This window comes from Idiomarina sp. 017G (assembly GCF_004362265.1).
Taxonomy (GTDB): Bacteria; Pseudomonadota; Gammaproteobacteria; order Enterobacterales; family Alteromonadaceae; genus Idiomarina; species Idiomarina loihiensis.
This window is the reverse complement of record NZ_SNWT01000006.1, coordinates 112,035-122,778: the sequence shown is the minus strand read 5'-3', so window position 1 is coordinate 122,778 and position 10,744 is coordinate 112,035. Positions and strand designations below refer to the sequence as shown.

Here is a 10,744-nt window from a genome sequence, read left to right as displayed (position 1 = left end):
TTCCCACTGTCAAGAAAAAACCTCTCTATTTGTCAGGCCTTGACGGTAAATTTACATTAAGCGGTTGATGCAACGCGTAAAATTATTTTTCCGTTAGAGCTCGTATAATTTTTGTGCGATACTCATTTCAGTTTTGGTGAGCAACGGTAATTAATGAAACGCTACTTATTCGTTATTTTTGTCAGCTTCTGCATCTTGGTAACGGGCGTTATCTGGTTTGCTGAGAATCAGCACTCGCAGGTAGTAGAGTCACGCAAACGAGTAGCTACTGAGCGCTTAGGTAAGCTCCGCGCCGCGCTGGAAGGCCAAATCAATTCCTCGTTAGTCACGGCTCGTGCGCTACAGGCCGAAATTAAGCTCTCACCCGACATTTCTCCTGAGCGTTACCGGCAGCTAATGCAGGAGCTTATTGATGGCGATGTTCCGGTACGTCACGTAGCGTTAGCACCTAATTTGATAATTGAGTTTGTATACCCGTTGGCTCCTAATAAAGCCGCACTGGGTTTTGATTACCGCACCTCACCGGCGCAGTTCGAAAGCGTTCAGGAAGCCATTCAGAAAAAGCAAATTGTTATCGATGGCCCGGTCAACTTAATACAAGGAGGCTGGGCGTTAATTGCCAGAGCTCCGGTTTTTATCAATGACAATAAGCTGTGGGGCATGATTGCCGTGGTCATTGATATAGGAGACTTAATTGCCAGCAGCGGCCTGGACTCCGTCGACGACTACCTTTTCGCGTTAAAGAAAGAAAACGGCAATGGCGACCACCTGTTTGACTTCGGCGATGCGTCGCTCTGGCAGCAAGATTACGTCGCCATTGAAGTGGCGGTTTCAACCGGCAAGTGGATACTGGCTCTGGCTCCAAAAAATGCAGTTTGGGCCCATCGCGGCAGCATTTATTGGATCATTATTGTGGCCGGACTGCTGTTGTCCTTTTTAATGACCGCCTTTATGTACAATTTGGTGACGGCGCAAAGCCGACTGCGCTCGGCGCTTGTTACTATTGACCACCAGGCGCATTTTGATTCGATTACTGATTTACCGAATCGTCGGGCTTTTGTCGACTACCTTGATCAACTTACCCAGAAAGGCAGGGAACAACACTTTGCCATTCTATTCATCGACCTTGACCACTTTAAAGAAGTTAACGATAACCTTGGTCACGATGCTGGCGACGAACTGTTAGTTTCAGTTTCTGACCGTTTACGAAACCAACTAAGGGGTTCCGACTTCATTGCCCGTATTGGTGGTGATGAATTTGTTGTCGTTATTAACCGTTTTACGTCGCATCAAATCATTAATGACCTTGCCAGCCAAATTAACCGACAGTTAAGTGAACCTTTCAACTTACGCCAGAACCAAATTCAAACCACCTGCAGCATAGGTATTGCGCTTTACCCTGACGACGGCATCAAAGCCTCTGAACTATTAAAAAATGCCGATCTTGCCATGTACGCAGCAAAAACGGCTGGGCGACGCACTCATTACTTTTTTAACGACGAATTAAGAGAGCAAACTGAACGCCAAAACGCCATTCATAAACGTATGCGTGAAGGCCTTAAGCGGCATGAGTTTTCTTTGGTTTATCAACCCATCATCGACTTCAGCACCGGTAAAATCAGTAAATGCGAAGCGCTCTTGCGCTGGCAGGATGAAGACGGAAACATGATTTCGCCGGCTGAATTCATTCCGGTTGCTGAACGTACCGGGCTTATTCATGAACTAGGGCAGTTTGTTCTGGAGCAAGCTTGCGTTGACTGGGCTGTCGTACACAAGTCTGGTTACCCCATTGAGGTCTCAATTAATCGCTCCGAACGTGAACTTAATGATATGGAGTCGGCCAAACGATGGCTGTCCTGCATCAGTCAGCATGGAATACCTAATACCAGCATAACCTTTGAAATTACCGAGTCACTGTTAATGAGCAATAAACAGCGGCAATTACAAATTTTACATTATTTGCGGTCTCAGGGAGTGCAGTTAGCAATCGACGATTTCGGTACCGGCTATTCCAGTATTAATTACCTGCAACGGTATCCTGTCGATTATATAAAAATAGATCGTAGTTTTTTAAGTCAGGCACCTCAAAATAAGGTGCAGGTAGCACTGCTGGATGCGTTGTTACAGGTAGCCAGAGCTTTGGATATTAACGTTATTGCCGAGGGCGTTGAAACCCGGCAACAGTGGGAATTACTGCAGCGACAGAGATGCGATTTTGCACAGGGCTATTTTATTAGTGAGCCATTGCCGCTTAATGAATTATTGAAGTTTCTAAAAGACTGGCAGTTTTAAAACCCTAAAAAGGTGGAGAGCCGGCCGATAAGCCGGGTTCTGTCGTGGACAATCATTCATCTAGTGATCAGGTTGCCCTGACCCTCAAGCAGTCTACCCGGGTTCAACGCGGGCCGCGCCAAAGAACCCCTATTTGACCTTGCTCCGGGTGGAGTTTACCGTGCCACAAACTGTTACCAGTTGCGCGGTGCGCTCTTACCGCACCCTTTCACCCTTACCTGTGCTGCAAGCAGCCATCGGCGGTTTACTCTCTGCTGCACTAGTCGTCGGCTTACACCGCCCAGGCGTTACCTGGCACCCTGCCCTATGGAGCCCGGACTTTCCTCCCCCTGTAAACAGGCGGCGATTGTCTGGCCAGCTCTCCGCGGGGGATTCTACGCTGCAGCAGGCATTAACTCAATCTTTGTTTCACTCATTATTTTTATTCTCAAGCGCCCACTGGTAGAGTTCATTTTTCCGTTCATCGTGAATTTTTGCGGTCATAGCTGCCGCCTTTTTTAACGGCAACTCTTCTAGTAGCAGCAGTAACGTGCGCTTAGCCGCTTCTCCCGGACCGTCACGAACATCCGTTTCCGTCTGTGCAGGTGCTATTAGCAAAACCATTTCACCGCGCTGTTGGTTTGTATCGTCGGTTAAAGCCTGCAACAATTCAGCCGCAGTGCCATTTAAGTATGTCTCAAACTGCTTAGTCAACTCGCGCGCAAGCACTATCTGCCGGCCACTGCCTAAAACCACGTTCATATCAGTCAGCGTATGTAAAATTCGGTGAGGGCTTTCATACACAACAACAGTCCGGGTTTCGGTCTTCAGAGCCTCCAGCTTTGCACGACGTTGCTGGGGCTTTGATGGCAAAAAGCCTTCAAAAGCAAACCGGTCTGTTGGTAACCCGGCTGCAGACAGAGCAACCGTAACAGCGCAGGCACCGGGTAACGCAATAACCTTCAGCCCGCGTTCCCTGCAACGATGCACCAAAACATAACCAGGATCATTGATGAGTGGCGTACCTGCATCACTGACTAACGCCAGCGACTCACCTTGCAGCAAACGCTCGATAACCGCGTCCACACGCTGTGTCTCATTATGTTCGTGCAGGGCGAATACGTCATTCTGTATGCCATAATGCTGCATGAGTTTGCGCGTGTGTCTTGTATCTTCCGCAGCAATGGCTGCAACTTCCGCCAATGTCTTAACTGCTCTTTCCGTTATATCGCCTAAATTGCCGATAGGTGTCGGTACAATATAAAGAATGCCCTGCTCTGCCATAATCAGTCTCTGTTTGTTTCCAACGTCAATGCCGTTTATAGTATCACCGAACAGGCACCAAAGCGGAACCTTACAGTGTTTAGAACTCATTCATTTGTACTTTTAGCTCTAATGGCATTACTGGTATTAACCCAGTGTACCTCGGCCCCTGACCGTTCGACGAAGGACCCGGCAGAGGCTGTCGATGTCGCTGATCAGGAATTAAGCTTAACAGAAGAAAAGTCAGCCGGGGACTGGTTACAGGAGGCCGACGCAACAGCAAATGAAGTTGAGCAACACTCTGCTTTAATAAGAGCCGCTAATGCTTTTCAAAATGAGCAACAATGGCAACAGGCGGCCGCTATTCTTTCGCAATTAGCTCCGAAAAAAGTTACTCATCATAGTCAGAAATATTACCGCCTGGCAAAAGCCCGCTGGGCCGCAGAGCAGAAAGTCTGGGCAAAGGTAATAGAAGAGCTTGAAGATGTTGCCACTCAGTTTAATCAACGAGAGTTTCGTGTTCTGAGTTTGCAGTTGCTTTCACAGGCCGCTTATCAGCAACAAGACTACTGGCAGTCGCTGGTCTGGCAAGTTGATGCCCAGCGCTTTGCAGAACAGCGGAATACCGATACAGTCTGGTCCATTGCGCGCCGGATTAAACAGTCAGAGCTTCCGCAGCAGCGGCCTAACGACCTAGCCCTGGCGGGTTGGTGGCGATTGGTCGATTATCATCATCAGGCAATGACTCACCCTGATAGTCTGACATCATACTTAAGTCAGTGGCAACAAAGCTTCCCAAACCACGACGCTGCTACTCTGGTCGACATCTGGCTCGAGCCGCCGTTAAAGCCGTCAGAAAGTGAACTGGAAGCCGAGCAGGCGCCCCCAGAACCTACCCTCGCGGTGTTATTACCATTATCCGGCCGCTACAAGCAACAAGGCCAGGCTGTGCGTGACGGTGTTATCGCCCGCACCGGCGAAATGAAAAACCTAAGAGTTGTCTTTATAGACAGCGAAGCGAGCGACATTGAGTCTCAGCAAAAACAAATATCGGAACTGAGCCCCGTAGGAATTATTGGCCCACTATTAAAAGACAAGGTAGCCGCGTGGTCAGCACAACCTATTACGGGTATTCCTCAGGTTTATCTTAATCAGATTGACGATGAAGCAGCACAAAACTCATTAACCAATGTCTTTTTCGCACTAAGCCCTGAGAGCGAAGCTCAGCAAGCCGCGCAGAAAATTAACCAGCAATTTCCCAGTTCAAAAAGTGCACTGGTCATTACTGCAGATGGCTCCAGCGGCCGCAGAATGGTTGATGCCTTCACCTCCAGTTGGGAAAATGAGCAGGCTGAACAGCCCACTATCTCCTATTTTTCTGAACGCGAAGATATGAAGACTACGGTCGAGCGTTCGCTGGGGTTAACTGACAGTCAGCAGCGTATTCGCGCAGTTAAAATTGCCGCAGGGAAAATTATTGTTGATGAGCAGGAACGCAGCCGAAGAGACATTAGTGCGATTTACCTGCCGGGCAATCTACAACAGACGCGTCTGTTAAAACCCTTTATTGATGTCAGCGTTTCGCCATTTGCAGAACCTATTCCTGTTTATGCCAGCTCGGCTACCCATGAACTCAGAAATCGTTTAGGTGATTCAGATCTTAATGGCATTATTTTTTCAGACGTTCCCTGGTTAATAGAGAGCTCAGGTAAAAACATACTTTTAAGTCAATGGCTTGAGTTGCGAAATGGGTGGGGTCTGTCGCTAGCGCGCTTAACCGCCATGGGATACGACAGCGTATCCTTGATTCAACGACTTGAAATGATGAATCGCATGCCTGGATTGGTCTGGTCGGGTTTAAGTGGTGAACTGCACATTGATAACTCAGTTGTTCAACGGAAGCTTATTTGGGCTACCTTTAGTAAAGGAGAAATCACCTTAGCTAAGGAAGCAGACAATGCAGGAAGTCGTTACCGGTAAGCGCGCTGAATTACTCTCAGCCGAGTTTCTGAAGAAAAACAACCTTACAATTATTTGCAAAAATTACCGTATTGACGGTGGTGAAGTTGATATCATAGCCCGAGACGGTCATTACTGGGTGTTTTGCGAGGTGAAATTCCGGGACGATGAGAGTTTTGCGGCTGTTATTGAACAGATTCAGCCGCAGCAATGTCGCCGAATCCGGTACACCGCTCGCCACTATTTACTCAGTAATAATATCGATGAACATACTGCAGCTATACGTTTCGACGTAATTGCAATAGTAGGTCAGCCAACAAAAATTGAATGGTTTAAGGACGCATTCTGACTATGAATGACGAATTGATTAAGGCGCTTTTTACAGAAAGCATACAGACACAAATTTCAGCGGTGGAAAGCCTGACCGACGAGATGGCCACAACGGTGGAACTGTTAGTGGCTAATTTGTTGAATGGTCAGCGTGTCTTTTGCTGCGGCGACCGCACGACAGGAATCGTTGCTCAGCACTTTGCAAACCTCATGACCGAAGGCATGAAATTAGAGCGTCCTCCCTTTCCAGTACTAGCATTGGCCCTTGGCAAGCAAAAACAGCTTGCGGCACTGGGTCAAGCCGGTGATATTCTACTGGTCATAGCAGACAACCAAGAGAATGAAGAGTTAGCATCGGTTATGGAAACAGCTATTAGCCGCGATATGCTTATTATTGCTTTAACCGGCGAGGGCAACGATTCTGTTTCCGGTTTACTAGGTGCTAACGATATCGAATTAAGGGCACCCAGTTTAAATCCGGCTCGTATACTAGAAACTCAGCTGTTTATTGTCCACGGCTTGTGTGAACAAATTGAAAACACGATCTTTCCGCAGGAGCACTGAAGCGTATGACTTTATCTAGAACCTTTTTACCCGTCATTTTTATCAGTTTATTAAGTTTACAGGGCTGCGCCGCAGTTGCTGTCGGAGCAGCCGCAGTAGGAATATCTTCAGCTACTGATCCGCGGACAATTGGAACACAAGTGGATGATCAGACTATCGAATTGAAAGCTAACGCTAAACTGGGAAATGATGAACAACTTGAAGATGCCCGCGTGGTCGCTATCAGTTACGATACTAATGTTCTTTTGGTTGGCCAGGTTCCAAGCGAAGCTCTGAAAAGAAGAGCTGAAGAGACCATCAAAGACACTAACGGTATTAATAAAATTTTCAATCAACTGCGTATTGGCTCTAAAGCATCGGCAGCCGTGCGCGCCGGAGATAGCTGGATAACCAGCAAAATTAAGCTCAAGTTTGCTAATAATAAATCTATAGATGCAACTAATATCAAAGTAGTGACAGAGAACGCTGAGGTATTTTTACTAGGCCATGTAAGCCAGATTGAAGCAGATACCGCAGTAGAGGTTGCCAGAAACGTAGATGGCGTAGAGCGGGTAATTAAAGCACTAACTATTAAGCGTTAGTGCTTTGTATTGTTACTTAACTACTTTTAGGTTGGGCTTTTTCTTTGCTGATTTTTGCTCAGCATCGTCACTACCCTTATCTTCTTCATCAAGCTCAGGCATTTTGTCCAGTTCGGGCTCCGCCTCAAACATTGCTCCGGCACCGTTCTCACGGGCATAAATTGCTAAAGCCGCCGTCATGGGCACAATCACCTGCATTGGCTGTCCACCAAAGCGCGCGTTAAAGCGAACTTCATGGTCAGCCAGTTGCAGCCCCTGAACCGCTGTTGGCGAAATGTTTAGTACAATTTGTCCTTCACTAACAAAGTTCTGGGGCACAACGGTTCCCACAATAGTCGCATCAACCACCAAGTGTGGAGTCAGGTCGTTATCAACTATCCACTCGTACAATGCACGCAGCAGATAAGGTCTTTTCGGCGTCATAGTAAAACTCCTCGACGTCGATGAAATTAATTACGCGCCAGTTCTTTCTCTTCTTCTGTTAAAGAATCCTGGAACGTTTTGCGTTCAAACAGGCGTACCATATATTGCTTTATTTCTTTTGCGCCCTGACCTTCTAAATCGATACCGTAAGCTGGCAAACGCCAAAGCAGAGGAGCCAAATAACAATCAACCAGACTAAATTCTTCGCTCATAAAATACGGTGTATCGGCAAAAATAGGAGCCAGGGAAAGAATACCTTCTTTCAGTTCCTGCCTTGCCTGAGCATCGTTCTTTTGGATCTTTTCAGCCAGGCTATACCAGTCGCGCTCAATTCGGTACATCATTAAACGACTGGTACCACGGGCAACCGGGTAAACAGGCATTAAAGGAGGATGCGGGAAACGCTCGTCCAAGTATTCCATAATGATTTGAGCGTTATAAAGCACAAGCTCACGGTCAACCAGAGTGGGTTTAGCCTCTGGGTACGGATTAAGCTGTAACAAATCCTCCGGCGTACTTTCGTCGGTCACATAGGTAATTTCGACCCCAACACCTTTCTCAGCTAACACCAGACGTACCTGATGACTCTTTAAGTCATCCTTTCCTGAATATAACGTCATTACTGAGCGTTTATTTGCTGCAACAGCCATTCCTTTCTCCAGATAATATCAACGGCAAAAGGGTGGCAAGCCACCCTTTCTTAAGCCGTTGTCTAACAGACTGATAAGCCCCGATTATTTCAGGTCTTTCCAAAACTCTTTTTTCAGTAACCATGCCAAAATGGTGAATACCAGCAGGAAACCAAAAACAAACCAACCAATGCGACGTTGTTCTAATAACATAGGTTCTCCGGTATAAACCAGAAAAGCGGTTAAATCCAACATGGCTTGATCATATTCACTTTCAGATAAGCGCCCGCCGCCATCGGTTTCAATACCGACGTACACGTCTTCCATTTCACCGTCTATTAGGCGTTCTTCATAAGTCTTCTCCGGAAGCCCTTGAAGTTCTTGCAATACATGGGGCATTCCGACATTTGGGAACACCGCATTATTGACGCCGAAAGGACGGCTGTCATCTTTATAGAATGAACGTAAATAAGTATAAATCCAGTCGGCTCCGCGTACACGGGCTACGTTCGTTAGATCGGGTACCGCGGTACCAAACCAGTTCGCTGCTGATTCAGGATTCATATTATTGGTAATTCTGTCACCGGCTTTGTCGCCGGTAAACTGCAAGTTCTTTTCGCCTAACTCTTGCGGAATACCAAGATCCTCAAAAGTACGGTTATAACGATGGTACTGCAGTTGGTGGCAACCCAGACAGTAGTTCATGTATAACTGCGCGCCGCGCTGCAGTGAGGCTTTATCGTGTAAGTCGACTTCGGCCTTGTCCAAGGGAACTTCAGGGCCCGCCGCAAATACAAGCGACGGAACCAAAGTTATAAGAGCGATTAACAATTTTTTCATTTCGACGTCACCCTTTCTGGTACCGGTTTAGTCTTCTCGCGCTTACTGTAGAACCAAAGCAGCCCGAAGAATGCAAAGTACAGGAACGTAAATATCTGTGCGAATATTGTTGCAACAGGAGTTGCCGGTTGCGTTCCCAGATAACCCAGCACAACGAAACTGATGGCAAATACGCCGAGGTTTAGCTTATGCAACAGGCTACGATAGCGAATAGAACGTACTCGCCCACGGTCTAGCCAAGGCAACAGGGCCAGGAAGACAATAGCAGCGAACATCAAAATAACACCAAACAGCTTGTCAGGCACCGCACGTAAAATTGCATAGAACGGCGTGAAATACCATACAGGAGCAATGTGTTCCGGTGTTTTCAAGGGGTTCGCCGGCTCAAAGTTAGGCGGCTCAAGGAAAAAGCCTCCCATTTCCGGGTTGAAGAAAATAACGTAACAGAACAAGAACAAGAACACGCCGAACCCGAACAAATCCTTAATAATGTAGTAAGGGAAAAACGGAATAGAATCGACAATGTCTTTCTTGTTAGTAAAGCGCTCGTGGAACTTAAACTTCGGCTTTTCTTCGTCTGGCACAGAGCCTTTCGGCTTCTTAGTATCGATACCGTCAGGGTTGTTCGAACCAACCTCATGCAGAGCGACAATGTGCAGGAACACCAAAATAACCAGTACTAGCGGCAAAGCAATAACGTGCAATGCGAAGAAGCGGTTTAGCGTCGCTCCGGAAATAACGTAATCACCACGTATCCATAAGGTTAAATCATCACCAATAACCGGTATGGCACCGAATAGTGAAATAATAACCTGTGCGCCCCAGTAAGACATTTGTCCCCAAGGCAGTAAATAGCCCATAAAGGCTTCGGCCATCAGTACCAGGAAGATGAACATACCAAACAGCCAAATAAGCTCACGAGGCTTCTGGTAAGAACCGTACATCATACCGCGGAACATATGCAGATAAACGACAACGAAGAACGCAGAGGCACCGGTGGAGTGCATATAACGCAACAACCAGCCGTATTCGACATCACGCATGATGTATTCAACCGAGGCAAAGGCACCGTCGGCGCTTGGCACATAGTTCATGGTTAACCAGACACCAGTCAGTATTTGGTTAATTAATACGATGGTTGCCAAAAAGCCAAAAACATACCACATGTTAAAGTTTTTTGGAGCTGGATACTGCGCCAGGTGGATGTTCCAGGTTTTGGTCATGGGGATGCGGGCATCCATCCACTCTACAAATCGCTTAAACATTATGCTTGCCCCTTATCTTCACCCACCAAAATGGTGTTATCGTCGATAAAATAATGTGGCGGCACGACCAGGTTCAGTGGTGCAGGAACACCTTGGAATACGCGCCCTGCGACATCAAATTTAGAACCGTGGCATGGGCAGAAAAAGCCAGACTCAACGCCCTCAACGTGCTCCCCCATTCCGCTCGCAAGATAAGATGGAGAGCAACCAAGGTGGGTACAAATACCAACCGCAACGAAGAATTCTTCTTTAATTGAGCGATATTGATTTGCCGCATAAGGTGGCTGCTGCGGCTCTTGAGAATTCGGATCGCGAAGCCTACCTTCTATTTCACCCAACTCTTCAAGCATGTCCGGTGTACGGCGAACCACCCACACAGGCTTGCCACGCCATTTAACACGGACTAGCTGGCCAGGCTCAGCTTTGCGTATATTTACTTCTACGGGCGCTCCCGCGTTTTTTGCTTTCGCACTTGGGTTCCACGATGCTATGAAAGGAACGGCTACTGCTACCGCTCCTGCACCACCTACCACTGAGGTTGCGACAGTCAAAAAACGACGGCGGCCTTTATCTACAGGCGCATTGCTCATCCATCTATTCTCCAGTTTTGGACGCTCCA

At 47.3% G+C, this 10,744-nt stretch carries 11 protein-coding genes and 1 other RNA gene; 5 read left to right on the top strand and 7 right to left on the bottom strand.

The features are described from left to right. Positions 1-153: 153 nt before the first annotated feature. Positions 154-2,292 carry an EAL domain-containing protein gene (locus DEU30_RS09375; RefSeq protein WP_114982064.1) on the top strand — a complete coding sequence of 713 codons (2,139 nt, stop codon included), beginning with the start codon at positions 154-156 and terminating at the stop codon, positions 2,290-2,292. A gap of 12 nt (positions 2,293-2,304) precedes the next feature. Here DEU30_RS09375 and rnpB read toward each other — a convergent pair. Further along, positions 2,305-2,654, bottom strand: an RNA gene (gene rnpB / locus DEU30_RS09370) — RNase P RNA component class A. A 46-nt stretch (positions 2,655-2,700) separates the two neighbouring features. Beyond that, on the bottom strand, positions 2,701-3,555 hold the full coding sequence (gene rsmI, locus DEU30_RS09365; protein ID WP_034818626.1) for a 16S rRNA (cytidine(1402)-2'-O)-methyltransferase: 855 nt from the start codon (positions 3,553-3,555) through the stop codon (positions 2,701-2,703). Positions 3,556-3,630: 75 nt separating this feature from the next. Between rsmI and DEU30_RS09360 the strand changes: the two genes are divergently transcribed. From DEU30_RS09360 to dolP, 4 genes are read left to right on the top strand one after another with little or no spacing between them, the layout of a single operon-like run. Then, positions 3,631-5,514 carry a penicillin-binding protein activator gene (locus DEU30_RS09360; protein WP_114982063.1) on the top strand — a complete coding sequence of 628 codons (1,884 nt, stop codon included), beginning with the start codon at positions 3,631-3,633 and terminating at the stop codon, positions 5,512-5,514. Beyond that, positions 5,492-5,842: a YraN family protein gene (locus tag DEU30_RS09355; RefSeq protein ID WP_011233684.1), complete on the top strand. Its 351-nt coding sequence runs from the start codon at positions 5,492-5,494 to the stop codon at positions 5,840-5,842. Before DEU30_RS09360 ends, DEU30_RS09355 begins: the two co-directional genes overlap by 23 nt. 2 nt (positions 5,843-5,844) lie before the next feature. Beyond that, entirely contained in the window at positions 5,845-6,387 is a 543-nt protein-coding gene (locus DEU30_RS09350) for an SIS domain-containing protein (protein WP_011233683.1), read from the top strand. Between the two features lie 5 nt (positions 6,388-6,392). Then, a complete protein-coding gene (dolP, locus tag DEU30_RS09345) occupies positions 6,393-6,968 on the top strand; it encodes a division/outer membrane stress-associated lipid-binding lipoprotein (protein WP_011233682.1) in 576 nt (191 codons plus the stop codon). A 12-nt stretch (positions 6,969-6,980) separates the two neighbouring features. Here dolP and DEU30_RS09340 read toward each other — a convergent pair whose 3' ends face one another. The 5 genes from DEU30_RS09340 to petA all read right to left on the bottom strand — a co-directional run bounded on the left by DEU30_RS09340 (position 6,981) and on the right by petA (position 10,715). Further along, positions 6,981-7,391 carry a ClpXP protease specificity-enhancing factor gene (locus DEU30_RS09340; RefSeq protein ID WP_114982062.1) on the bottom strand — a complete coding sequence of 137 codons (411 nt, stop codon included), beginning with the start codon at positions 7,389-7,391 and terminating at the stop codon, positions 6,981-6,983. A gap of 26 nt (positions 7,392-7,417) precedes the next feature. Further along, positions 7,418-8,041, bottom strand: coding sequence for a stringent starvation protein SspA (sspA, locus tag DEU30_RS09335; RefSeq protein ID WP_011233680.1), 624 nt, complete (start codon positions 8,039-8,041; stop codon positions 7,418-7,420). An 84-nt stretch (positions 8,042-8,125) separates the two neighbouring features. Beyond that, positions 8,126-8,860, bottom strand: coding sequence for a cytochrome c1 (locus tag DEU30_RS09330; protein ID WP_011233679.1), 735 nt, complete (start codon positions 8,858-8,860; stop codon positions 8,126-8,128). Beyond that, a complete protein-coding gene (locus tag DEU30_RS09325) occupies positions 8,857-10,125 on the bottom strand; it encodes a cytochrome bc complex cytochrome b subunit (protein ID WP_034818647.1) in 1,269 nt (422 codons plus the stop codon). The genes DEU30_RS09330 and DEU30_RS09325 overlap by 4 nt, the downstream gene beginning before the upstream one ends. Then, positions 10,125-10,715, bottom strand: coding sequence for a ubiquinol-cytochrome c reductase iron-sulfur subunit (petA, locus tag DEU30_RS09320; protein ID WP_011233677.1), 591 nt, complete (start codon positions 10,713-10,715; stop codon positions 10,125-10,127). The genes DEU30_RS09325 and petA overlap by 1 nt, the downstream gene beginning before the upstream one ends. Between the last annotated feature and the right edge of the window lie 29 nt (positions 10,716-10,744).

What these genes read in the sequence shown, in the direction of transcription:
- DEU30_RS09340 (WP_114982062.1), bottom strand. Translation starts at nt 7,391, where the DNA reads ATGACGCCGAAAAGACCTTATCTGCTGCGTGCATTGTACGAGTGGATA.
- rsmI (WP_034818626.1), bottom strand. Translation starts at nt 3,555, where the DNA reads ATGGCAGAGCAGGGCATTCTTTATATTGTACCGACACCTATCGGCAAT.
- DEU30_RS09330 (WP_011233679.1), bottom strand. Translation starts at nt 8,860, where the DNA reads ATGAAAAAATTGTTAATCGCTCTTATAACTTTGGTTCCGTCGCTTGTA.
- DEU30_RS09375 (WP_114982064.1), top strand. Translation starts at nt 154, where the DNA reads ATGAAACGCTACTTATTCGTTATTTTTGTCAGCTTCTGCATCTTGGTA.
- petA (WP_011233677.1), bottom strand. Translation starts at nt 10,715, where the DNA reads ATGAGCAATGCGCCTGTAGATAAAGGCCGCCGTCGTTTTTTGACTGTC.
- dolP (WP_011233682.1), top strand. Translation starts at nt 6,393, where the DNA reads ATGACTTTATCTAGAACCTTTTTACCCGTCATTTTTATCAGTTTATTA.
- DEU30_RS09355 (WP_011233684.1), top strand. Translation starts at nt 5,492, where the DNA reads ATGCAGGAAGTCGTTACCGGTAAGCGCGCTGAATTACTCTCAGCCGAG.
- DEU30_RS09350 (WP_011233683.1), top strand. Translation starts at nt 5,845, where the DNA reads ATGAATGACGAATTGATTAAGGCGCTTTTTACAGAAAGCATACAGACA.
- DEU30_RS09325 (WP_034818647.1), bottom strand. Translation starts at nt 10,125, where the DNA reads ATGTTTAAGCGATTTGTAGAGTGGATGGATGCCCGCATCCCCATGACC.
- sspA (WP_011233680.1), bottom strand. Translation starts at nt 8,041, where the DNA reads ATGGCTGTTGCAGCAAATAAACGCTCAGTAATGACGTTATATTCAGGA.